The organism is Flavivirga spongiicola (assembly GCF_030540825.1).
GTDB lineage: Bacteria > Bacteroidota > Bacteroidia > Flavobacteriales > Flavobacteriaceae > Flavivirga > Flavivirga spongiicola.
The window spans coordinates 25,881-51,448 of sequence record NZ_JAUOEO010000002.1 but is presented as its reverse complement, the minus strand read 5'-3'; the positions used below and the strand labels follow the sequence as shown (position 1 = coordinate 51,448).

Genomic DNA, 25,568 nt, shown 5'->3' with positions numbered 1-25,568 from the left:
AATTCTAGTCTGTATCGAATATATTTGTAAGTAGCTTTATTAAACTTAAACCCAGTATAAATACATGAAATTTATAGTATCCAGCACCTATCTGTTAAAACAATTACAAGTTTTAGGGGGTGTCATTAATAGCTCTAACACATTACCGATTTTAGATAATTTTTTATTTGAATTAGACCATACCAAACTTACAGTTTCGGCGAGTGATTTAGAAACCACTATGGCATCGTCTCTTGATGTTGAAAGTGATAGTAAAGGTAGTGTTGCAATTCCTGCTCGTTTACTATTAGATACTTTAAAAACATTTCCTGAGCAACCGCTCACATTTGTTGTAGAAGACAATAATATCGTTGAGATTAGCTCTAATCATGGTAAATATGCCTTGGCTTACGCTGATGGTAATGAGTTCCCTAAAGCAGTAGCTCTTGAAGACCCAAGTAAAACAGTTGTTTCTGGAGATGTATTGGCTACAGCAGTTAGTAAAACTATTTTTGCAGCTGGAAATGACGATTTACGCCCTGTAATGAGTGGTGTATTTTTTCAATTCTCAACAGAAGGTTTAACCTTTGTTGCTACTGATGCGCATAAATTAGTAAAATATACGCGTGAAGATATTAAAGCGAACCAAGTTGCAGAATTCATCATGCCTAAAAAACCTTTAAATCTTTTAAAAGGTATTCTGGCTGCCAGTGAAGACGATGTGACTATTGAGTATAACGAATCAAATGCAAAATTCACATTTGAAAACTCTGAATTAATTTGTCGCTTAATTGATGGGAAATATCCTAACTATGAAGCGGTAATACCAAAAGAAAACCCTAATAAATTAGTTATAGACAGAACACAGTTTTTAAACTCTGTAAGACGTGTGAGCATATTTTCAAATAAAACCACACATCAAATACGTTTAAAAATTGCTGGTGCAGAACTTAATATTTCGGCAGAAGATATAGATTACAGCAACAAAGCAGAAGAACGTTTAACTTGTGATTACCAAGGTGACGATATGCAAATTGGTTTTAACTCTCGCTTTTTAACCGAAATGCTTAATAACCTAAGTTCAGACGAAGTACAATTAGAAATGAGTATGCCTAATAGAGCTGGTATTTTAACACCGATTGATGGGCTTGATGAAGGAGAACATATAACCATGCTAGTTATGCCGGTTATGTTGAATAGCTAATAATTTAAAAGATCACAAAATCTATATAGACCACGGTTAAATAACCGTGGTTTTTTCTTTCATTCTAAATAGTACCATTAAGGGAATGAGACCGTGAGGCAGTCTATAAATTACTTGATACAGACTAGAATGTATTGATTCCCAAAAGAAATCAAAATAAAACCCTGATACTATTCTGGCAAACGATGTTAGTAGCCCCCATACCATAGCATATATCAATGTATACTTAGCTACTCTAGGAAAAAAAATAAAGATAGCCACTAAAATATCTAAAACCCCAGCTACTAATAAAAATGTTTTTGCAACTTCTTCAGAAAAGCCTGTAATACTAATTGTCATGTCTAAAAAGTGTCCTGATACTGGGTAATAACCAATCGCATACAAAGCATGCGCACCAAAAACAGCGGCTATCAAAATCTTAAGGATTAGATCTAGATGTTTTTTCACAAAAGATCTCTTATAGTAAACTAAAAGTACAGGTATACTAAACTGCAAACTGTACTCGAAAAATTGGCTAAAACGATAAAACTGCTCTTTCATTAATAAATATGCCAGTATAAACAGGCCTACAGCCCCTATAAGTATAATAACTTTATGTACTCGCTTATTATAACGAAAAATCAATGCTATGATAGCAGCTACAGCATATACTGCTCCAAAAAAAAGAATCAGACCTTGAATGAGGTTGTCTACAGAAATACTTGTAGCATAGTCATCCCATTCTATCTTTAAAATGCTTTCTACAAAAAACTTTAGCAATTGTTCATCCCAAAAAAAGGCTCTAAAAGGAGCATCCCAGAACAGATACTGATACGCTCTACCAAGAAAAACAAAAAAAACAGAAAGTTTTAAAATTGTTAAAGAAGTAACATGTACCTTATTATTTCTTTTTAATTTAAAATCCATTTATATTTCATTCAAGTTATTAAACTCAAATCAAAAATAGGGCATATATTTACATTTCGATGAATCAAATAGCAAATTAAAGTTTAACATTACATAAAAAATTATGAAAAATCTAATAGTCCTTATTTTCTTAATTGGGTACACTTCTCTTTTTGCTTCAAACGATAAATACCGTTTAATGCTAAGAGACAATCCCGCAACTACCATTGTAATTGGTTGGGATCAAATATCAGGTGATTCACCTACTGTGTACTATGGCACTACAGATTTTGGTACTGATCATTTAAAATATGCAAAGAGTCATACTCCCGAAAGAGTTGTGAAATTTAGAGGAATGAACAATCATTTCGCTCGTTTAAAAAACTTAAAGCCAAATACTGCTTATTTTTTCGTTATTAAAGATAGTGAAGGTGTTAGTGAACGCTTTTGGTTTAAAACTGCTCCAAAGAATAAAGAAAAACTATCATTGATCTCTGGTGGTGATTCAAGAAATAAACGAAAAAGCAGACAAAATGCTAATTCGTTAGTTGCTAAATTAAAACCACATGCCATTTTATTTGGAGGTGACATGACTGCATCTGACAATAATGAACAATGGATCAACTGGATGAACGACTGGCAGCTTACTATAGCTTCTGATAACAGAATGTTTCCTATTATAGCTGCAAGAGGTAATCATGAAAAGGAGAACAACTCCATTCATAATTTGTTTGACACGCCATCTGATAAAAATTATTATAGCATCAGTTTTGGCAATAACTTTTTAAAAGTATTCACACTTAACACAGAAATCTCAATAGCAGGTGGTCAAACAAATTGGTTAAAAAACGACCTATCAGTAAGTAAAAAAGTAAAATGGAGAATAGCTCAATATCACAAACCTATGCGTCCTCATGTGGCTGGTAAAAAAGAAGGTCATTATCAATATTCCAATTGGGCTAATTTATTTTACAAGCATAGAGTACAATTGGTTGTAGAATGTGATGCACATACCGTAAAAACCACTTGGCCCATAAAACCTTCAACACATTCTGGTAGTGAAGAAGGGTTCATTAGAGACGACAAAAATGGTACTGTTTATGTTGGGGAAGGCTGTTGGGGAGCTCCAATTCGTAAAAATAACGATTCAAAAAGTTGGACCAGAAATTCTGGAATGTTCAACCAATTCAAGTGGATCTTCGTATCCAAAAAGAACATAGTATGCCGAACTATAAAAACTGATAGTGCTGCTAACGTTTCTGAACTTTCTAATGATAATCCTTTTGAAATACCCGAGAATTTGGAAATATGGAACCCTTCAAATGGTTCTGTTGTAAAAATTGACAATTAATAAATAGCATTCATTAAAATACTAAGCAGTATTAATGAATAAAAAACGCCCACCAAAAAGTGAGCGTTTTATTTATCTCTTGCTAACTTAACTAACTAATAAAGATCTAGAGATAAAGGGTATTTTGAATGAGCAATTATTTGCTCTCTTTATATTTTCTTTTTTTATAAATTTTAATTGACAAAATTAAAAGACAAAGGATAAGTCGGTATTTCGCCTCTACTCGCTTTAATGGCATTTACAATAGGAAATACGATAGAAATAACGCCTAGGATTAAAAAGCCTAATAAACCTAAGCCAAATAATAATATTAAAGGAATACATATTAAGCAGTAAACTATTAAACTCAACTGAAAGTTTATAATATTTTTACCGTGTGCATCCATTTGATATATTTTTTCTTTTTGTGTAAGCCACAACACTAATGGTAGTAACAAGCTACCAAAACCTGTAAATAAAGTTATTAGCTGACTTAAATGGGTAATGACTAAAAGTTGATTATCCTGTTTCATCTGAAATATTATTTTTAAAAATCGGTCAGATGTAATACTCTTAAATTTAAAGTTAACAATTAACTATTGTTTTAAGTATTTCATGATGATGATTTTTGATTGATACTTATATGACGCATCATTTTTTAAAATGTTACAAGATGTTAGAAAATTATTTCAAGATATAAGTTTACTCCTATGAGTAAGACATTAAAGTGATTTAAACTTTTTTCAATTGACTATAAAATGCTCCTTTTCGTTCCTTTTTTGTCTTTTTATTACTTTGTAGCGCTACTATGAACCGCAAAAAACCTGTAAAATGAACAAAAATTAGCTGTTTCTCGCTTCAATCAAAAAACATGTGCTCAGCTTGACGGGGTAGCTTAAACCACTTCATTTAAAATATCAAGTTATAAAAGCTATTATAATAATTAATATCTTTAACAATCATATATTAGTAAAAGTGACTAAAACCCTCATAAATTTTTTATCAGACATTTCTTTTTTTTCTGAAGTTTCTCAGGAATCTCTTCAGCACTTATGTGATAATATTACCGAAGAAACCTATATAAAAAATGAAGTTGTTTTTGAAAAAGACACCATTGGAAATTCCATGTATGTTGTTTTGGATGGTTCGGTAAAAATTCATGATAAAAACCATATTTATGATACATTAAGTATGGGCGATTGCTTTGGCGAATATGCTTTAATAGATAACGAAACGCGCTCTGCATCAGTTACTGCTATAGAAAGTACTAAAGTTTTAAAAATTGAACGTGAAGACTTTTTAGATTTAATTAAAAATGATAGTGGATTTGCTCAGGGTATTTTATCAGTCATGATAAAGCGTCACCGTGAATTAGATACCATCCAAGAGCGGTTAGCATCTTCCAAGCTAGACATTGAAATAGCAAATAGTAAAATGAGTGGTCTTATTGATGGCGCTATGGACGCTATTATTATGTTTAACGACGACTTTAGAATTGTGCTTACAAATCCTTCGGCAAACACTTTATTAGAAAATGACGACTCGCTTCAACGTAACGTCTTATTTTTCTTTGATGAAAGCAGTGCTAGTTTAATCGAATCGATTGTTAAAGCCGAAGACGATAAAAAATCAATAAACAAATATCTTTCAAATATTGTAAAAGTAATAGGATCGAACAATACTGAAACTTTAAATGAAGGCACCATAAGCAAATATGGTACAGATACTAAAACCTTTTACACCCTTATTCTTAGAAATATTGAAGAGCGTTTAGTCGCAGAAGACAAAATAAATTTACTAACGAAACAAACACAATATTTAGCTGAAGAAATTCAAGAACTTACCAGCAGTTATGGTATAATTGCTGAGGATAAAAGCATGAAAGACGCTTTAAACCTTATTCATCAAGTAGCAAAAACAAACGCTACTGTTTTAATAAATGGTGAAACGGGAACAGGCAAGGAATTAGTTGCCAGAGCTATTCATAAAGAAAGCAACAGAAACGACAAGCCTTTAATTCGCATTAATTGTGGTGCCATACCTGCTAACCTTATTGAAAGTGAATTATTCGGACATGAAAAAGGTGCTTTTACAGGTGCTACTGTTAGTAGAAAGGGGCGCTTTTTATTAGCAGATAAAGGCACCATTTTTTTAGATGAAATTGGAGAAATGCCATTAGAATTACAGCCTAAATTATTGCGCATCATTCAAGAAGGTGAGTTCGATCCTGTTGGAAGCTCAGAAACCATTAAGGTTGATGTTAGAATTATAGCAGCCACGCATAGAAACCTTTTTGAATTTTCCAAAGAAGGTAAATTCAGAGAAGATCTGTACTATAGGCTTAACGTTTTCCCTATCGAAGTTCCTGCCCTTAGAAGCAGGGGAAATGATGTTTGTCTAATTGCTGATGAAATGATCACTCAGTTTTCTAAAAAATTGAATAAACCTATTGTTAAGTTATCAGAAACTGATAAATCATTACTTACTTCTTATAAATGGCCAGGAAATGTTCGAGAACTACAGAATTTAATTGAACGCGCTGTGATCGTTTCACAAAACGGTATTATAAATTGGCATTCAATTATACCAAGAGATCAAGACCCAAAAAATATAACTCAAGAACCTGCAAAAGAAAAAATTCTTACTTCTAAAGAATTAGTCATTTTAGAAAAAGAAAACATACTAAAAGCTTTAAAGCAAACCAGATGGAAGATTTCTGGTAACAATGGAGCCGCTGCTTTGTTACAGCTCCCCTCTACTACACTTGCTTCAAGAATAAAAGCTTTAGGCATTGAAAGGCCTGTTTAGATATTGCTCTTTTTTCATTAAATTAGTAATCTACTAAACTCATTATCAATGAAAAACATTATTCTATTTTGCTCAATATTACTATTTATTGGTTGTAACAATCAGCAAAAAAAAGAACCTATTTCTGATTCTGATGCAAATATTTCTATTAAAATGTATCATGACAACACTGGGCGTGATGACCAGTTTACTGGTGGAATTAAAATGATTCCTATAGAAACGCCTAAAGGTGAATTTAAAGTTTGGACTAAGCGCATGGGGAATAACCCAAAAATAAAAGTATTATTGCTACATGGCGGACCTGGTATGACACATGAAATATATGAATGTTTTAATGGTTATTTTCCACAAGAAGGCATTGAGTTTTATTACTACGACCAATTGGGTTCCTATTACAGCGATCAACCTAAAGATTTATCCTTATGGGATTTGCCACGTTTTGTAGAAGAGGTTGAGCAAGTTAGGGGTGCTCTTGGTTTAAATAAAGACAATTTTTACTTATATGGGCAATCTTGGGGTGGTATTTTAGCTATGGAATATGCCTTAAAGTATCAACAAAATCTAAAAGGACTTGTTATTTCTAATATGGTAGCATCAATACCTGAATACCAAAAATACTCTGATGAAGTATTGGCACCTCAATTACCTCCAGAGGTTTTAGAAGAAATTATGGCTTATGAAAATAAAGAAGATTATAGTAACGAACGCTATTTAGATCTTATTGTTCAAAATTATTATACAAAGCATATTATTAGAATGCCTGTTGAAAAATGGCCAAATTCAATAAATAGAGCTTTTCATCATTTAAACCCAGATGTTTATGTTACTATGCAAGGTCCTAGTGAATTTGGGATAAAAGGTGATGCTACACTAAAACATTGGAATGTAAAAGATAAGCTTAAAAATATTTCTGTTCCCACACTTAGTATAGGTGCAGAATATGATACTATGGATCCAAAACAGATGGAATGGATAGCTACCGAGGTACAAAACGGTAGATACTTACATTGCCCTAACGGAAGCCATTTATCACAATATGATGACCAAGAAAACTTTTTTAAAGGACTTATAAGTTTTATTAAAGATGTAGATAATGGTAGTTTTTAATTTCTTCAAGAAAGAATTCCATATCTAACATATAAATTCACGACATCTCATAACAAAGCTAACGATATTTCGTAATTTTTTGAAATATCGTTAGTTTTCTTTGTAGCTAAATTTCATACAACATACTTATTGTCAGCACTTTAAACTGTTTGGCATACTGTTAGCTTTATACTAACCAAACAATAATGTTTAACAATTTAAAAATTAGAAAAAATGATTACAACAGCAAATGTAAAAAACGGTGTAAACGTAGACCAATTAGTAGAAACTATTGGAGCAGTTCAACAAAATCCAGATTTAGCAAAATTCGAATTCAGATCTAAAAACGATTGGATAGAAGGCGGACATTGTGTATCAAATATCAAAAGTTTTTACGGTGTAGGACAAGAGGATGCATCTCGTCAAGAAACTTTTACAATGGAATGCGATCATCCAAATGTATTATTAGGAAAAGATAAAGCCGCTACCCCACCAGAAGTTGTGTTACACGCTTTAGGTTCTTGCTTAACTGCTGCGATGACATACCATGCAGCTGCAAACGGTATTGACATTGAAAGTGCTGAATCGACTTTAGCAGGTGGTGTTGATCTACACGGATTTTTAGGACTAGATCCTGAAGTACGTAACGGTTTTGACGGTATCAAAGTGGTCCTTAAAGTAAAATCTGATGCATCAACCGAGCAATTGGAAAATTTAGCTAAATTCTCTCCTGTATTCGATATGATTACAAACCCTACTCCTGTTTCAATAGAAATTGTAAAGTAGTAACAAACAAAAAAATGACTACTCGAAAATAATAGGAGTAGTCATTTTTTTTTACCAACCAATTAAGCACCACCAATGAAAACTTCAACACATAGCATATTGAACGCCAATCAAGCTGTAGCACACATAGCTTACAAAACAAATGAGGTCTTCCCTATTTACCCTATTACTCCATCTTCAGAAATGAGTGAATTGGTAGAGCAATGGTGTTCAGAAAAAAAACAAAATACTTTTGGAAATATACCTTCTGTTTTTCAAATGCAAAGTGAAGCCGGCGTTGCCGGATCTATGCATGGTGCCTTACAAACAGGGGCTTTATCAACAACTTTCACAGCTTCTCAAGGGTTACTTTTAATGCTACCAAATATGTATAAAATTGCTGGCGAATTAACTCCTAATGTTATTCATGTAGCTACCAGAAGTATAGCAACACATGCTTTATCTGTTTTTGGAGATCATAGTGATATTATGGCAGTACGTCAATCCGGTTACGCGATACTAGGCAGCGCTTCTGTACAAGAAGCTCAGGATTTTGCATTAATAGCCCAAGCCGCCACCTTAGATTCTCGCATTCCTTTTATTCACTTTTTTGATGGGTTTAGAACCTCTCATGAAATAAACAAAATAGAAACTGTTCAAGATGAAACCATCCAATTAATGATGGATTTAAAAGATATAGAAGAACATAAAAATCGTGCTTTAAACCCAAATAATCCTGTGATTAGGGGAACAGCTCAAAATGCAGATGTTTTTTTTCAAAGTAGAGAAGCCATCAACCCTTTTTACGATGCTTGTCCAGATATCGTTCAAAAACACATGGACACTTTTGCTTTACTAACAGGAAGAGCTTATAAGTTATTTGATTATGTTGGGCACTTAGAGGCAGAGCATATCATTATTTCTATGGCATCTTCAACCGAAACAATAGAAGAAACCATCACGCATTTAAATAAAAACGGCGGAAAACTTGGATTAATAAAAGTTAGACTATTTAGACCTTTTAGCACAAAACATTTAGTTAAAGCCTTACCGAAATCAGTAAAATCAATTGCAGTTTTAGATAGAACTAAAGAACCTGGTTCGACTGGTGAGCCACTATATTTAGACATTGTACAATCTATTTCAGAAGCATTTCAAAATAACAAAATAACAGCGTTCCCAAAAATAGTTGGAGGACGTTATGGATTATCTTCAAAAGAGTTCACTCCAATCATGGTTCAGGCTATCTTCAACAATCTAAAACAAGAACGACCAAAAAACAATTTTACAATAGGTATTAACGATGATGTGAAAAATTTGAGCCTGGACTTTTCAGAAACCATTCAAATAAAAAACAAAGCTTACGAAGCTATTTTTTATCAAGAAAAAAACAAAGAAGAAACACAAAGCTTTGCCAATATGCTAAATAGTATTGGAAAGAAAAAAAACACTTATATACAAGGGTATACACAATGTGACTATAAAAAATCCAACGCTTATAATATTGCTCACTTACGTATAAATGAAACAGCTATAAAAGCTCCTTATTTAATAGAGCAAGCCGATTTTATAGGATGCCGGAATGCTAACTTCACGCAAAACGACAATGTTATAGATCATATAAAATCTGAGGGGACACTTTTGGTCAATACTTCATTAAAGTCTAAAGCATTCTGGCAGTCATTATCGACTAAAACACAACAGCGACTAATAGAGAAAAAAATTAATTTACTAATAGTAGACAGTAACGAGTTAGTACAATTAAACATTTTAAAAAACAGCACATTATCTGAATTACATGCTTGCTTTTTAGCACTTAAAAAAGGTTTGATCTTTTCTGACTCCATAACAGATTTAAACGATTTTATATATCAGGTCGACACATCTGAAACATATCAAAATGAAGAAGTATTTTTTAATTTTGATGATGGTTTCAATAATACACTCCTGGGAAAATTACTTGCCAATAAAGGCAATGATGTTCCCGTAAGCTTGCTTCCGTCGGATGGAACATATCCTAGTGATACAGCAAGATTTACCCCTATTCAACAAAGTGAGTTCTTACCTGAATGGCATCAAGATTTATGCACGCAATGTGGCGCTTGCAGTATGGCTTGCCCACAAGGTGCTCTTAGAATTAAGGCCTATGAAGATTCTTACTTAAAAAGCGCTCCTTCGAATTTTAAATCTGTAAAATCTGTTGAAACCGATTGGGAAATTGATCTATTAAATTATACTATTCAAATAAATCCGAAACAGTGTAACGGATGCCATAATTGTGTAGATGCTTGCTCTGTAAAAGCATTAACAATGATTGATAAATTGCCAGTTATCGAATCTGAAAAACAAAATTGGGAACATTTTGAAAGTATTCCCGAATTCGACAGAGAAAAAATTGATCCTACAAAAGTGAGTCAACAACAACTACAAGAACCTTTATTTAAATATTCAACTGGTGTTGAAGGTTGTGGTGAGGCTCCCTATTTAAAACTTATGTCGCAATTGTTCGGGGATAGACTTTTAGTTGCGAATGCAACTGGCGCTAGTTCTATATTTGGTGGTGCTTTGCCAACCACACCTTGGAGTAAAAACAAAAAGGGACAAGGCCCTGCGTGGTCTAATTCATTATTTGAAGATAATGCTGAATTTGGTTTGGGATATCGTTTATCAATAAACCAGCAAGAAAAACAAGCTAAAACATTACTGACAAAACTAATAGCACAACTAGACTTTGATTTGGTTTATGATATTATAAAAGCAAAACAAACAACAGAAACTGAAATTAACCAACAACGAGTTAGAGTTGAAACACTTAAAGAACAACTTAAAACCATAGCGTCTACCGAAGCTAAACAACTTCTGAATATAGCAGATAGCTTGGTTAAAAAAAGTGTTTGGATTGTAGGAGGCGATGGGTGGGCATACGATATTGGTTATGGCGGATTAGATCATGTCATGGCATCTGGTAAAAATGTGAATATTTTAGTTTTAGATAACGAGGTTTATGATAATACTGGTGGACAAGCATCTAAAGCAACACCCATTGGGGCTGAAGCTAAATTTGCTTTTAATGGTAAACAAAAACAGAAAAAAGATTTGGGCTTTTTAGCTATGAATTACGATCATGTTTATGTAGCCTCCGTAGCTATTGGAGCCAATCAGGAACAAACCCTAAAAGTTTTTAATGAAGCTGAAAGTTTTGATGGTCCTTCTATAATTATTGCTTACTCTCATAGCGATTCACATGGCATTGACATGAAACATCCTAGTAGGTATCATCAAGCTGCTGTAAATTCTGGTCAGTGGATATTATACAGAAACGATCCAAGACGTGAAGAAAAGAGGCTGAATACCCTACAACTTGATTCTGAAGTGCCATCCATACCAATTCAAGACTATTTAAAACTTGAAACTCGTTTCTCAAAGCTATTTAAAAAAGACAAAGAACAATGCAATCTTTTGATGCGAGATATACAGAAACGAGTAGACAAACGATTTGATAAATACTTAGAAATGGCCTCTGCTCATCATATTAGCAGAACAAAATTGCTACAAAACAATAAAGTAAAACAACAGTTAACTTATAAAAAATGAAAATGGCTATTATACTTTCAACAATTAAAAAGATTATTTAGTTTCCATCTTATTTACCATATCCCAATCTTTAGGTGTGCCAGAAATAGTGTATTCAGCAGATTTGGTAACAAAATATTTAGCAACATGATCGTTAGGATTTTTAGTTAACACCGTATCAAAAGCTGCGGATGCCTTAGGAAACTCTTTATTATAAAAATGACTTAGCCCTTTTTCAAAATGTTTCAATGTTTTTGTTTTCAAAATAATGCTTTCGGTATGATCACCGTCAAAACATTCATAAATAGCAATACTATTATTTTTTCCTTTTACCTTTACTTTTCCTAAATATCTAAAATTATAATCTTGTCTGTTTTCTATAGTATTCAAACTATCGGCACTAACAATAATATTGGCTCCATAATATTTAGTGACACCTTCCATTCTTGAGGCTGTATTCACTGTATCTGCAATAATAGCTGTATCGTTCCTATAAACATCTCCTATGATTCCCATGACCAGATCACCGGTATGCAATCCCATACCAACATAAATTGGTCTGTATCCTTCTTCTATGCGCTTCATATTATAATCTTGTATTGCCTTCTGCATTTCTATTGAAGCTTTTAATGCATAATTGGCATGGTGAGGAAACAACGCCATAATACCATCTCCTAAATATTGATTAACAAATCCCTCATTGTCTTGAATAATAGGGCCCATTCTCCCCACATAAGCATTTACAAACTTAAAGTTTTGCTCTGGTGTCATCGATTCAGACAGGTTTGTATAATCTCTTATATCAGTAAATAAAACGGTCACTTTCTTTTGAATATGATCTCCTAAAACCACATCTGTTATGGCCTCTCTTCCGACAGACTTTAAGAATTCAGATGGTACAAACCGGCTGGTTGCTTTGTGAATACCATTGAGGTTTAAATGTGTTTTGATTCTGCTTAGCAATTCATTTTTCGAAAATGGTTTAGTCAAATAATCGTTCGCTCCAACATTAAAACCAGTAACCAAATCGTTTACCCTGTTTTTAGCAGTTAATAAAACAACAGGTAATTCACTTGTTAAATACTGTTCTCTTATTTTTTCACAAACCTCATAACCAGACATATTAGGCATCATGATATCTAAAAGAACCAAATCAAAACTTGATTCATCTATAAGCTTTAAAGCTTCTTTTCCACTACTAGCTTCAACAACATGATACCCTGCCAAGGTTAAATGGTTTTCCAAAACCCGCCTATTAACGACCATATCATCCACAATAAGAATACGGATATTAACATTATTTACTTTGGAGGTAGTCTCCTGAATATTATCATTTGTGTTATCAATTTTTTGAATGCTTTGAGACGATTCCCTTACTATAGATTTATTAAATGTTTTTCTATCCTCTTTACTTATTGGTAAAGTAAATATAAAAGTCGAACCTTTATTAATTTCAGAATTCACTGCTATGGTACCTCCATGTAATTCAACCAATTGTTTTGTAACCGAAAGCCCTAATCCCGTTCCGCCATATTCTCTGGCTGTAGAACCATCGGCTTGCTCAAATGATTGAAAGATCGTTTCAAATTTTTCTTCAGGAATCCCAATGCCCGTATCCGAAATCGAAATTGAAAGCATATCATTGCTCTCTAATGCGTTTATTTCGACTTTACCAGTTTCAGTAAATTTAATAGCATTTCCAATAAGGTTATACAAAATTTGTTCTAATCGATTTTCATCTGCTTCAACTAATGGAACATCCTTGGGTATCAAATTAATTAAACGTAATTCTTTACCCGTAGTTAAAAATTCGGAAACTTTTAAAACTAAATCGGTAGCCGAATGCACATCCGTGGGTCGAAGCGAAAGTTCTAAGTCTTTATTTTTTAATTTAGAAAAATCAAGAATATCATTAACCAAATTGGATAAGCGTTTGCCACTATTCACAATCATATCTAAATTTTCAATGGCCTTAGACGATAATTGTCCTGCTACACCGTCTTTAAGAGATTCGGACAAGCCAATAATTCCATTCAAAGGAGTGCGCAATTCGTGTGATGTATTTGCCAGAAACTGATCTTTGAGTTGGTCTACCTGCTTTAATTTATTTATAACATTGCGTTCTTGAATCAATTTTATACTTTTTTGTCTTGAACGCCAATAAACAACTCCTATTATTAACAAACCTAAACCTCCAAAAACTATAAGATTTAATTTATTTCGTTGCTTATTTATGTCGTTTGCGAATTGTAATTCTTGTGCAGCTTTTTGATTATTAAATGCAATACTATCGGCTAATTGCTGTTTTTCAAATTGGTACTGCATATCTTGCCGTGTAATCTCTTGTGTCTTTTCTTTATTAAATAATGAATCTTTTACCCTGATAGATTGCTTATAATAGTCTAATGCTTTATTTAGATTACCAAGTTTTTCCCAAACAGTACTCAAACATTCACAAGACTGTTTTTTAGCAATCAAAACCCCCATTTCTGTTGCCAAGTCATAGCTTTTCTTGCAATCTTCTTTTGCTTTTAAATAGTCTTTGGTTTTTAAATAAGAGCTTCCTCTATACAAATACGCAGAAACCAAACCTTCTCTATCTCCAATATCATTCTTTATCTTAATACTTTTATTTAAATATTCTTGAGCTTTTAAAAACTGACTTTGTAAATTATACAATGCACCAATATTATTATAGGCTCTTGTTAGCGATCTTTTATCATTAATTTCTTCAGAAAGTTCTGCACTTTTCAATAAATTATTTAATGCCAGATCGAACTTTTTTATATTGGTATACACCAATCCAACATTATTATAAGCATAAGGCAAGGTTCTTTTATTACCTATTTCTTTTTTTAATTTAAGGCTGTATTGGTAATATTCTAAAGCTTTTTCTTGATTTTTTTGTCTTATGAATACATTTCCCAAATTATTCGTAAGTCTTGCCAAATTAGCCTTATCATCTAGCGTTTCTGCAATTTTTAATCCTTTTAATAAATTATCTAATGCCATAGGAAAATTTCCTAATTCATAATGCACAGTTCCAATATTATTATAAGTTGTAGTCATTCCTTTTTCGTCCGACAATTCAGTTAGAATAACATGGCTGCTAATAAAATATTTTAAGGCTTCTTGAAAATTACCTTGAACCGCATAAGAGTTTCCAAGATAACGGAGTAAGGTCGCTTCCCATTCTTTGTTATTCTTTAATTTAGCAAATTTCAATACGCTATTTCCAAAGCCCCTTGCCGAGTCAAGGTCTTGTCTAAACAAAAGCATAAAAGCATCACGCCCAGCATCGAACCTAAGAGAATCTGTTGATTTTTGATTTAAAAAAGCACTTTTTAAACTGTCAATTTTGGTCGTTTGACAAAAAGAAATAAAGCAATAGAAATTGACTAAAAATAATATACAAATCTTGTATTTCATTTTAAAGTTGAGAGTTTTGGTTGGATTAACTATTTTATAAAGTTAAGTGTAAAATTTTAAACTGAACAAATTCACATAAAATAATTAGCTGTTATACTTATAGTTACAACCCATAACGTGCTCAATAAATACTCTAAAAAAAGAACCCAATACCTTTGAGTATTGGGTTCTTTTTTTATATAATATAGAAATTGATTATTCTATAAACAACCATAAATCACCTTTTCATATTCCCTCTCATTTGTTTATAATGTTCTTCAAACCATTCGGGTTCTTCAATTTCGTTATCAAACATATAGTCCGCTATTAGTTCTACATCATCTTCGGAATAAGGTAATTTTTGCATGACTCCAAATCGTCTTACAGCCCCAAACATTTTTGCGTCTTTCTCATTAGGGTTTTTAATCCAGCTCTGCATATCATTTATAAACTCTTCTTTTGATGTGTCCTTAAATATATAACGCTTTTTAATGGCAATCATTGGAGGTCCCAGCCTTTCATCTTCAGTTCTAGTAGCATCATGACATAAATAACAATGCATTTCCATAAGTTTTTTTCCTGGATGTTCCTGATGAGTTTTGCTATAAGATTCGGTTAAAGTTTTTTTGTTTTCATCTTTAGAATTTTTACAACTTGTAAAAATAAAAATGAATCCTATTAAAAATATTAATACTTTCATTACACATATTTTAGTTAACTATTTTTCATTACCAGAAAGGGGACGTCTATGTTAAAAGCAAAAGTTTCGACCAAATGTTTGTTAAATAAGCGTTCTAAAAAAGAATGCTTCTCTCCAATCATACATAGCATTTTTATATCATTCCTAATAATATATTTATGTACAATATCGTACATATCTTTAGTTTTTATATCGATATAATCGTGAATAGGGTTCACAAAATTCGAATTAAAGAAGTCAACATTCTTCCTTTGCTTCTGCGCTAAATGATTTTCGTCTGCAATATGTAAAACATGCAATTTGGAATCACTTAATGCTACTAAATCAATGAGAGGCCTTAGATCATTAATACTAAATGACGCGGTACTATTAGTAACAAATACAACCTTACTTAAATTTGAAAAAACACAATTATCTGGAATTGCAAGCACTGGGGCTTTACAACGCTGTATAACCCGAACGGTATTGCTTCCAAAGATCACTTTTTGTAATCCAGAAGCTCCTTTGGTTCCCATAATAATCAAATGAATCTGGTTTTTCTCAGAAACCTGATCAATAGAATCAATAAAATTATCATAATCAACCATTGGATGAAAACGGTGTTTATCATTTTTATAACGCTCCTTCACTTTAGAAATAATATTTGTTAAGGATTTTTTAGCAGCATCAATTATAGTTTTATAAATGGTCGTTGATGACGTAACCGCCATGATATCATCAGAAATAAATGATGACGTTTTCTGTACGTTAAGTAAATAAAAATCACATTCAACATCTTTAAATAATGTTACGGCAAAATCAATAGAATTCATAGAATTTATAGAAAAATCGGTAGGTAACAATATCGTTTTCATTGAAGTACAGAAATAGGATTGTTAGTAAATATATTATCAATGCCTGGAAAAAACTATGACAAATGTCAGTTGTAATTAATTACTTACGGTTAAAATAAAATTTAACAAATAATATAAAATATTACGTTTTCGGCACAATAAATGTGTGCTAGCACATAAGACCTTGAAATCATGTGTTAATAACTTTAATTGTTTTAGCAATAACAATTAGCCCCCATGAAAAAATAACGTTATTGGTCTTGGTGAAAAATTAAATTGGTAACTGATTTAAAGGATAAAAGATATATAATGTAGATGAAAAAAGTTTTTGTTTTTTTAACAATTATAGCTTTAATATTAGCAATAATATTATTAGGGCTTTTAATTTATAATTTAGCAATTATACCCAGTGTTATAGGATTAACATTTGGGTTAGCAGCATTTTATTTGTCAAAAAAAGTGACCACGTAAAAAAAGTAATCCAAATTTACATTCTTATAAACGACTATAGTATTAGTAATAACGACATACAAATCAATCTTCACTAAAGCTAATGCATTAAGCACTAATTAATTAGAAATTACAGAGACAAAAATTAAATAGGAAAGACAAAGAAAAATTAAAAACTATAGAAGTTCTTAATGTAGATTTACCCCTTCCCAGTAAGTAATTTCTCCTTTTTTTATTTATCTTAGTCTTTTAAAGCTTGACTAGCACATACCAAAAGTTTTCTCGCCCTTGAAAATGATTTGACTGTAAGTTACATAGTAAAATCTGAATTGATAAACGTATGAAATCCCTTTATATTCTATCGGCATTTGCATTAGTAGGTACCTGCTCGACACCAAAGTACACTACAAGAATCCAAAACATTAAAAATAATATTCAGATAGTAGATAGTACTTACACCATTAATTATGCAAATACCATCACCGTTAAAGAGTTAAAAAAACACTTATATAAGTTTTCTTCAGATGAGTTCGAAGGCAGGAAAGTTGGTGAAAAAGGGCAAAAATTGGCTGCAGAATTTTTAAAATCATACTATATAAATGAAAAGATAGCATCTCCTTTTGGAGACGATAATTATTATCAAGTTATTCCTAAAGGCTTCTTTTCAGAAGGCATCAATAGTTCAGAAAATGTTTTAGCTTATATAGAAGGGAGTGAAAAACCCAATGAAGTTATTATAATCTCAGCGCATCTGGATCATCTTGGTATTTCTGATAACGGACAAATAAATCATGGTGCAGACGATGATGGCTCCGGTACTGTTGCCATCATGGAAATGGCACAAGCTTTTAACTTAGCAAAAAAAGAAGGTCATGGTCCCAAACGGAGTATTTTGTTTTTGCATTTAACCGCAGAAGAAATAGGAAAACAAGGATCTGAATTCTATACACAGCATCCTGTATTTCCTTTACAGAATACCATTGCCAACTTAAATATTGATATGATAGGAAGGGTTGACGAAAAACATAAAAACGATAAAGACTATATATATTTAATAGGTTCTGATAGGCACAGCAAAGAACTCCATTATCTCTCTGAAAAAGTAAATAATACTTATTTCAATATAAATATAGATTACAGATATAATGTAAAAGGTGAAAGGAATCAATACTACTCACGCTCTGACCACTATAATTTTGCAATAAAAGGAATCCCGGTTATTTTTTATTTTAATGGAGAACATAGTGATTATCATAAACCTACAGATACTCCTGATAAAATAGATTACAATCTGTTACAAAGACGTACAAAACTTATATTTAGTACTGCGTGGCAAATTGCCAATCAAAAACACCGAATAGTTCTTGATAAAAACAATGAATTGTTAAATTAGATTGAAAATAGTTATTCTATTAATTCATTTTTGTAATATCGTACCAAATATATTTTTATAAAAATGAAAAAATTAGTAATTCTTCTATGCGCTACTTTATCAGTTGCATGTAGTTCTTCTCAAAATAAAAAAACTTTAAAAAATACCGACGTTGTAATAGATTTTGCAAAAACGATTACCGCAGACGAATTAAAAGAAGCCCTTTATATTTATGCTTCAGATGAATATGAAGGCAGAAAAACGGGGGAACCCGGACAAAAGAAAGCTGTTGAATTTATTAAAAATCATTATGTATCTGCAGGCATCCCTTCCCCTATTGCTGAAGGCGATTATTTTCAAGAAATTCCTGCATCATATTTTACTAATAATATAAAGGCCTCTGAAAATGTTTTAGCATATATAAAAGGTACTGAAAAACCGGATGAAGTCATTATAATTTCGGCCCACTTAGATCATATTGGTATTTCTAGAAATGGTGATATTAATAATGGTGCAGATGATGATGGATCTGGCACTGTTGCTATTTTAGAAATTGCTGAAGCCTTTAAAGCTGCTTCAGATAGAGGGCATGGTCCAAAACGTTCTATATTGTTTTTACATGTTACAGGCGAAGAAATAGGTTTATTTGGTTCTCGATACTACACAGACGTAGACCCTGTATTACCTTTAGAAAATACCGTAGCCAATTTAAATATAGATATGATTGGTCGTGTAGACCCAAAACATAAGGACAATAGAAACTATGTATACTTAATAGGATCGGATAAATTAAGTAAGGAATTACACAATATTTCTGAAGCAGTGAACAAGAAATATATTAATATGGAGTTTGATTATACTTTTAATGATGATAATGATCCAAATCGTTTTTATTATCGTTCAGACCACTACAACTTTGCTAAGAATAACATCCCGGTTATTTTCTATTTTAATGGCACACATGCTGATTATCATAGACCTTCGGATACTCCAGATAAAATTCAATACGATTTATTAGAAACACGAGCACGTTTAATTTTTCATACGGCTTGGGAATTAGCTAATAGGAATGAGCGCGTAAAAGTGGATTAAAATTATTCTTAGCGATCCTAAATAGATGGATATCAAGAATAAAAGTGTTTGCAGAAATAAGCTGTAACGTATTAATCAAAAAACTCTGGTAATAAATTTTTAAATTCTTTTTGACCTTGAGGAGTAAAAAAAGGATATAGCATACTTAAAATCATATTTACTTGATTATCTATACCGTTGGGTGTGAATTTATTCAAATATAGCCCGGTGGAATATAACCACGTATTTCCATAATTAATCATTCTCTCTGCCAGAAAATCATATTCCAATTCAAAAGATGAATCTCTCATCAAATTTTGTTTTTTCATTTTTTCAAACAACAAAAAACAACCAGATATTCTATTTTTATAGACCTCTTGAAAATGCTTCTTTACTTTGTCACTTACAGCCAAAAGATTATATAGATCTGTCCAGAAAAACTTATAATCAATCATTCTTCTCATACTTTGCTCTATATCTCTTCTAATTTGAGCTATTGATACTTCAATAGTAGTTAAGTTTTTTATTCTTTCATCAAATTCTGAAACCATCTCAAAATATAAATTTTCAAAAATGTCCTCACGCTTTTTATAATGATAATTTAGATTTCCCGAACTCATATTCAGCTTTAAAGCAATCATTCTTATAGTAACTTGGTTATAGCCTTTTTCATTAAACAAAGTTCTGGCTGCATCTAAAATCAATTTCTTTTTCTTACCCATTAGTAAACTTGTCCTAAATATATATTATTAGTAAATTTGTCCTAAAATTACAAAATGAAATCATTATACAAATCAGAATTTGGAAAAAAAGAAATACTAAATCTTTATAATCAAAAATTAAATGAATTAAAAATAAAATATGAACTCAAACTCATTGATACTCATTTTGGAAAAACCAACATTATTATAGTAGGAGATTCAACAAAACCACCATTAATATTAATTCACGGGTCAAATGGGTGCGCTCCGATTGCTTTAGAAACTTACCCTACCCTTTCCAAAAAATTTCAAGTATATGCTATTGATGTGCTAGCACAACCAAATAAAAGTTCCGAAACTAGATTAAGCATGAAAGATAATAGTTATGGTTTATGGATAAACGATCTCATAGATCAGTTAAAATTAAAAAAAGTAACTATGGCTGGTTTCTCATTCGGTGGATTAATAATTCTCAAAACTTTGATTCAGAATGAAAACAATATCAAAGAAGTGTTTTTATCAGCTCCTGCATTTATTGTAAATGGAAATCCCCTTGTTGCACTATTTAAGATATTTATTCCTATGAAGCTGTATATAAAAACACAAAACAATAAATATCTTGAAAAGTTCTTGAAAGTACTTTTTACGGAAAAAGATGCATTTGCTCTTAAATACTTATCTAAAGTGTTTTTGCATTTTAAAATGGATTTTACTCCAGTTCCAATAATAAAGAAAGAGGAGGCAAAATTAATTAAGACTCCAATAACCATAGTTGCTGCAAAAAAGGATATCATGTTTCCAGGAATCAAAATGATTAAACGCACAAACAAAATTTTTCCTTCCTTAAAAAATACTGTTTTACTAGAAAGCTCGAAACACGTCCAAAATAGAACCGATAATAGTAAAATAGAAAAGTTGATATTAAAAGAATAACATGTAATAACAAAGTGAATAATTTATACTATTTCTAGCCTACTTACCAATGCCTGAAAAAAATTAAAATAAAAAATTGTACAATTAAAAACACTAATCGTATATTTACGATATAAAATATAAAAGTGAAGAGAAGCTTAGAACAAATTGATTACAAAGAAGGTACAGAAGCATTGGCAATTTTTGCAAAAGCTTTATCTCACCCTACACGTATTGCTATACTCAAACATCTAGATAAGCAATCTTGTTGTTATACAGGAGATTTGGTTCATGTATTTCCATTAGCACAATCAACAATTTCTCAACATCTAAAAGAATTAAAAAATGCAGGTTTAATTCAAGGGGAATTAAACCCGCCCAAAATAAAATATTGTATCGATCAGGAAAACTGGAAAATAGCGAAAACACTATTTCAACAATTTTTTGATTGATATTTTTTGATTACAATATCGTTTATTTACGATAAACAAATTAATAATGATGACTAAAGTAATTAAAGTATTAGGAACAGGATGCCCAAAATGTAAATCAATGACAAGGCTGGTTCAAGAGATCGTTTCAGAAAACAATATTGATGCAACTATCGAGAAAGTAGAAGACATTATGGAAATAATGACGTTTAACATAATGACTACTCCTGCTTTGGTAATAGATAATGAAATCACAATTAAGGGTAGAGTTCCCTCTAAAGATGAAGTTTTATCTTTATTAAAACCAGAAAACAACAGTACATCCAAAAGTTCCTGTTCTCAAGATAACTGCTGCTAATCATTTCTTTATGTTCGACTGGATTCTACATATAGCAGATTGGTTGGTCTTTGAAGTATTGAAAATGAAAAAAGGAGAGCATTTGTCTGAAGCTTTAAACTTTTTTATTTACGATACAACAAAGATTTTAATACTTCTTTTTGTAGTTATCTTTTTAATGGGCATAGTAAACAGTTACTTCCCGATAGATAAAGTTAAAAACTACTTATCAAGAAATAAATTGTATGGTTTAGAATACCTTATGTCAAGTCTTTTTGGAGTTGTTACACCATTTTGTTCCTGTTCATCTGTTCCATTATTCATTGGGTTTGTAAAAGGTGGTATTCCTTTAGGTGTAACATTTGCTTTTTTAATTACATCTCCTTTAGTAAATGAAGTTGCTATTGGTTTGTTTATAGCTTTATTCGGTTTAAAAACAACAATCATTTATGTCATTAGCGGCGTTTTGCTAGGAACCATCTCTGGCATCATTCTTCAAAAATTAAACTTAGAACATTTTTTAACACCTTGGGCAAAAGAAGTATTAGTAAATGCGCAACAAGAAGAAGCTGTTTTTAAAGCTGAAAAAACTTCTTTTTTAAATCGTTTACCTATAATATGGAATGAAATGCTTAAAATTCTTAAAGGCATCATTCCTTATGTTTTGGTTGGTATTGCTATTGGTGGTTTAATGCATGGTTACATTCCAGAAGGTTTTTTTGAAAAATATATGGCCAAAGACAATCATTTTGCTGTTCCATTAGCAACTATCACGGCAGTTCCAATGTATATGAATGCTTCAGGTGTTTTACCTGTCGTTCAGGTATTAGTAAGCAAAGGTATTCCATTAGGTACTGCAATTGCCTTTATGATGGGAGTTGTTGGCTTATCTTTACCAGAAGCTATGTTGCTTAAAAAAGTAATGACCTTAAAACTTATTGCCATTTTTTTTGGAGTCGTGACACTTTGTATCATTATTTCGGGTTACGTATTTAATAGCATATTATAAATCATCTAATCACTGAATCTCAATCTGTTTTTTGGGAATTAATATTCAAAATACTGAAATCGATAACAGTCATACGGGTTTAAGGCAGAGTCTCGAAGAATTCTTTAGATATATGAATTATAAAAAAACAGATAAACAGCCTCTTAAAATCTCTATTAGATATGCTATCTTTGTTAATATAAATACTTGTCTTTTTTTTGTTACAGCTCCAATTATCAGCTTATTAAAGACTTCAAAAAAAAATCATAAATACTTTGAAAAAAAAACATAATATAACGATACACGATATTGCAAAATCAATCAATATTTCTGCATCTACTGTATCAAGAGCATTAAACAATAATCCAAGTATAAGTAAAAAAACTAAAGAAAAAGTTTGGGATATTGCTAAAGCAATGGGGTATTTTCCTAATTTACCTGAATACATGAAAAATCAAAAAAATCAATTGTTTTTTTTTGTAGATAATCTTAATAAGAAATCTAATCACGAATTTATTTCTACAACTCAAAAGCACCTTTTGAAAAATAATATAGAAGTATTTATTCAACTTATAGAAACAGAAAAAGATCTTATAGAAGTTTTAGAAACCACAAAATTAACTTGGGTTATAAGCTTACTGTCAGATACCATTTTAACAAAAAATGTATACCCTTATTTTAAAGAAAAAAACATTCATTTAACTACAGTTAATCAATCTAGCTCCTCTATAGCTACTTTAAGCGTTTTACCTGATTTTTATAATGGAGTGCAAATTGCTACCAATCATTTACTCAACCAAAGCGTAAAACATATAGTGCTAATTATTGATGATTGTAATTCACAAATTAATAATGATATAGAACAAGGTTTTGCATCAACACTTGCTGATAATAATTATGTAACGCATCAAATTGCAAAAACAAAATTAGATCATAGGAATTTAATATATCTATTTGAAGAATTTATGAACATAAAACCCTTTGTAGATGGTTTTGTTTGTTGCGATAATTTAGTAGCCTGTCAATTAGTTTCTTTTTTAAAATCAAAAAATATTCGTATTCCAAAAGATACAATGATTGTTAGTTTTGGAAACGAATCTTATATAAATTACTTAAACCCAGGAATTTCTACTGTAGAATACTCTTCGAAAAATATGGGAAAAACGATAGCCCAACAATTAGTTAAAATTATAAACGAGGGTGAAGAAAAATCATTAAATAATAAATTGTTTGTTGAACCTTTAAAATTAGTGATTAGAGGTTCTTCTTCAACTAAAGGATAAAGAACAATAATATTACCATATTTATTTAGATTTTAAAATAACATACGTCTTAATATGAATTTTATTCAAAGTAATTTTCAATAATACTTGCTCTAAATATTCTATCACTAAAATCTAATTGACCAAGAACCTCACCATTATTATTCAATCTAGCTATTTTCCCTGTCATAGAGCTTGTAACAAGAAAGCCGTTAGGTAATAATTGAACTGCTCCCATAAAAGGAGAGAATAAAGTGTTGGAGAGTTTTATGTTGGTCGTTAAACTCGCTTCATTATTGTCAAAATCAATAGTGTAAACCACAATTCTACTATAAGACCTGTCTTCAAGACTTCCATTATCAAATAGCAATAATTTGTTGTCACTCACCATTTGAGCATGATGCTGAAACATAAAAGCATCATTGCCTTCTAAAAGTATTGTACCTTCTTTTCCAATACTCCAAATAACATCACCTGTTAAAGAATGAACTTTCCAAATCTGATTTAGGTTACGAAAACTTACAATATAATTATCATCACTTTCATCTATTGTTAAAGAATTCCCCCAAGGCTGAACAAATTCATTATTATTTAAAGTTGGAATAGAAATATATGGAGTTGTTTCCCATTCCCATATTTTTTGTCCGTTTGGGTTCAAAACAGAAACTCCATCTACCACATAATTATTGTCTTTAGGTATATCATTAATATAAGCAAAGTTCCCTTGATTATTTAGTAAAACATCATGATGTGCCATGTGTTTAAAATCATTCACCCCTTGTTTTAAATATGTTAATGTGTCTCCAGAAAAAGTGGTTTCTAAAATAATATTACCGCTACCTAATTGATTTCCTGTATTATCTTCTAAGGTAAGAATTGTTTCTCTATGAGTAAGCTTCACCATTTTTATAAAATTATCAGATGATCTGGCCCATAGCGTCTTTCCATTTTCATCTACTACAAAAACTCCAGACGGCATGCTCATTTTATTAAAGAGCATAGATTTACCATCCAAAATTAATTCACCAGAAACATTAAATGACGATGAATCTGCAATCCATCCAGGTGATTCTAACATCGTAAAATTTCCTTTAAAAAGTACTTCTTGATCATGTCTAATCTTATAGTGGTAAGACTTTAGTTCTCTTAAATTTCCAATAACTATATTTTTAGGTTCATCGTTTATCTCGACATTGGAATAGGTCCATATAAGCTCTGATGAATCTTCATTATAAACATCTATACTTACCGTTAAAAAACTAGTAGATTTAATTTTTAAAGTAGCATTAAAAGGCATACTATTAAAAACTAAAACATGAGCATCAATAGCATTATTGGTTTCAACACTATCATCAGAAGTACAAGCGGTAAAAAACACTAAAATTAATGCATATACTATATTGTTGATTCTCTTGCTAATCATGCTTTCGTATTTATTAAAATAATTTCAATTTACTAACAAGCAAGAGGCGT

General features: G+C 31.3%; 20 protein-coding genes. 13 read left to right on the top strand and 7 right to left on the bottom strand.

Going from position 1 to position 25,568, the window contains the following annotated elements; all coding sequences use genetic code 11:
- The first annotated feature begins 64 nt into the window (after positions 1-64).
- Positions 65-1,183: a DNA polymerase III subunit beta gene (gene dnaN / locus Q4Q47_RS20225; RefSeq protein ID WP_303308546.1), complete on the top strand. Its 1,119-nt coding sequence runs from the start codon at positions 65-67 to the stop codon at positions 1,181-1,183.
- Between the two features lie 36 nt (positions 1,184-1,219).
- Here dnaN and Q4Q47_RS20220 read toward each other — a convergent pair whose 3' ends face one another.
- Positions 1,220-2,089 carry a hypothetical protein gene (locus Q4Q47_RS20220; protein WP_303308545.1) on the bottom strand — a complete coding sequence of 290 codons (870 nt, stop codon included), beginning with the start codon at positions 2,087-2,089 and terminating at the stop codon, positions 1,220-1,222.
- A gap of 103 nt (positions 2,090-2,192) precedes the next feature.
- Here Q4Q47_RS20220 and Q4Q47_RS20215 point away from each other — a divergent pair, with 103 nt between their 5' ends.
- The gene (locus Q4Q47_RS20215) at positions 2,193-3,419 is read left to right on the top strand and encodes a purple acid phosphatase family protein (RefSeq protein WP_303308544.1); all 1,227 of its coding nucleotides are present in this window, start codon (positions 2,193-2,195) and stop codon (positions 3,417-3,419) included.
- 173 nt (positions 3,420-3,592) lie between these two features.
- Here Q4Q47_RS20215 and Q4Q47_RS20210 read toward each other — a convergent pair whose 3' ends face one another.
- Positions 3,593-3,931: a DUF4870 domain-containing protein gene (locus Q4Q47_RS20210; protein WP_303308543.1), complete on the bottom strand. Its 339-nt coding sequence runs from the start codon at positions 3,929-3,931 to the stop codon at positions 3,593-3,595.
- 442 nt (positions 3,932-4,373) lie between these two features.
- On the opposite strand from Q4Q47_RS20210, the gene Q4Q47_RS20205 reads away from it, so the two are divergent.
- From Q4Q47_RS20205 to Q4Q47_RS20190, 4 genes are all read left to right on the top strand, one after another.
- Positions 4,374-6,206, top strand: a complete 1,833-nt coding sequence (locus Q4Q47_RS20205; RefSeq protein WP_303308542.1) for a sigma 54-interacting transcriptional regulator — start codon at positions 4,374-4,376, stop codon at positions 6,204-6,206.
- A 48-nt stretch (positions 6,207-6,254) separates the two neighbouring features.
- On the top strand, positions 6,255-7,313 hold the full coding sequence (locus Q4Q47_RS20200; RefSeq protein ID WP_303308541.1) for a proline iminopeptidase-family hydrolase: 1,059 nt from the start codon (positions 6,255-6,257) through the stop codon (positions 7,311-7,313).
- 213 nt (positions 7,314-7,526) lie between these two features.
- Positions 7,527-8,078 carry an OsmC family protein gene (locus Q4Q47_RS20195; protein WP_303308540.1) on the top strand — a complete coding sequence of 184 codons (552 nt, stop codon included), beginning with the start codon at positions 7,527-7,529 and terminating at the stop codon, positions 8,076-8,078.
- A gap of 75 nt (positions 8,079-8,153) precedes the next feature.
- Positions 8,154-11,651, top strand: a complete 3,498-nt coding sequence (locus Q4Q47_RS20190; protein WP_303308539.1) for a 4Fe-4S binding protein — start codon at positions 8,154-8,156, stop codon at positions 11,649-11,651.
- Positions 11,652-11,684: 33 nt separating this feature from the next.
- On the opposite strand, the gene Q4Q47_RS20185 is transcribed toward Q4Q47_RS20190, so the two are convergent.
- The 3 genes from Q4Q47_RS20185 to Q4Q47_RS20175 all read right to left on the bottom strand — a co-directional run bounded on the left by Q4Q47_RS20185 (position 11,685) and on the right by Q4Q47_RS20175 (position 16,592).
- The gene (locus Q4Q47_RS20185; RefSeq protein ID WP_303308538.1) at positions 11,685-15,059 is read right to left on the bottom strand and encodes a tetratricopeptide repeat protein; all 3,375 of its coding nucleotides are present in this window, start codon (positions 15,057-15,059) and stop codon (positions 11,685-11,687) included.
- Between the two features lie 217 nt (positions 15,060-15,276).
- Entirely contained in the window at positions 15,277-15,738 is a 462-nt protein-coding gene (locus tag Q4Q47_RS20180; protein ID WP_303308537.1) for a c-type cytochrome, read from the bottom strand.
- 14 nt (positions 15,739-15,752) lie between these two features.
- Positions 15,753-16,592, bottom strand: a complete 840-nt coding sequence (locus Q4Q47_RS20175) for a universal stress protein (RefSeq protein WP_303308536.1) — start codon at positions 16,590-16,592, stop codon at positions 15,753-15,755.
- A 769-nt stretch (positions 16,593-17,361) separates the two neighbouring features.
- Here Q4Q47_RS20175 and Q4Q47_RS20170 point away from each other — a divergent pair.
- Entirely contained in the window at positions 17,362-18,414 is a 1,053-nt protein-coding gene (locus Q4Q47_RS20170; protein WP_303308535.1) for a M28 family peptidase, read from the top strand.
- A gap of 63 nt (positions 18,415-18,477) precedes the next feature.
- A complete protein-coding gene (locus tag Q4Q47_RS20165) occupies positions 18,478-19,485 on the top strand; it encodes a M28 family metallopeptidase (protein ID WP_303308534.1) in 1,008 nt (335 codons plus the stop codon).
- A gap of 71 nt (positions 19,486-19,556) precedes the next feature.
- Here the strand turns inward: Q4Q47_RS20165 and Q4Q47_RS20160 are convergent, their stop codons facing one another.
- On the bottom strand, positions 19,557-20,186 hold the full coding sequence (locus Q4Q47_RS20160; RefSeq protein WP_303308533.1) for a TetR/AcrR family transcriptional regulator: 630 nt from the start codon (positions 20,184-20,186) through the stop codon (positions 19,557-19,559).
- Between the two features lie 54 nt (positions 20,187-20,240).
- Here Q4Q47_RS20160 and Q4Q47_RS20155 point away from each other — a divergent pair, with 54 nt between their 5' ends.
- The 5 genes from Q4Q47_RS20155 to Q4Q47_RS20135 all read left to right on the top strand — a co-directional run bounded on the left by Q4Q47_RS20155 (position 20,241) and on the right by Q4Q47_RS20135 (position 24,116).
- The gene (locus tag Q4Q47_RS20155) at positions 20,241-21,098 is read left to right on the top strand and encodes an alpha/beta fold hydrolase (protein ID WP_303308532.1); all 858 of its coding nucleotides are present in this window, start codon (positions 20,241-20,243) and stop codon (positions 21,096-21,098) included.
- A 125-nt stretch (positions 21,099-21,223) separates the two neighbouring features.
- On the top strand, positions 21,224-21,529 hold the full coding sequence (locus Q4Q47_RS20150; protein ID WP_303308531.1) for an ArsR/SmtB family transcription factor: 306 nt from the start codon (positions 21,224-21,226) through the stop codon (positions 21,527-21,529).
- A 46-nt stretch (positions 21,530-21,575) separates the two neighbouring features.
- Positions 21,576-21,866 (top strand): thioredoxin family protein, encoded by a 291-nt coding sequence (locus Q4Q47_RS20145; protein ID WP_303308530.1) that lies wholly within the window; start codon positions 21,576-21,578, stop codon positions 21,864-21,866.
- 10 nt (positions 21,867-21,876) lie between these two features.
- Complete coding sequence (locus tag Q4Q47_RS20140; protein WP_303308529.1) at positions 21,877-22,854, top strand: permease; 978 nt, start codon at positions 21,877-21,879, stop codon at positions 22,852-22,854.
- A 242-nt stretch (positions 22,855-23,096) separates the two neighbouring features.
- Positions 23,097-24,116, top strand: a complete 1,020-nt coding sequence (locus Q4Q47_RS20135) for a LacI family DNA-binding transcriptional regulator (RefSeq protein WP_303309171.1) — start codon at positions 23,097-23,099, stop codon at positions 24,114-24,116.
- A gap of 61 nt (positions 24,117-24,177) precedes the next feature.
- Here the strand turns inward: Q4Q47_RS20135 and Q4Q47_RS20130 are convergent, their stop codons facing one another.
- Positions 24,178-25,518, bottom strand: a complete 1,341-nt coding sequence (locus tag Q4Q47_RS20130; RefSeq protein WP_303308527.1) for an aryl-sulfate sulfotransferase — start codon at positions 25,516-25,518, stop codon at positions 24,178-24,180.
- Between the last annotated feature and the right edge of the window lie 50 nt (positions 25,519-25,568).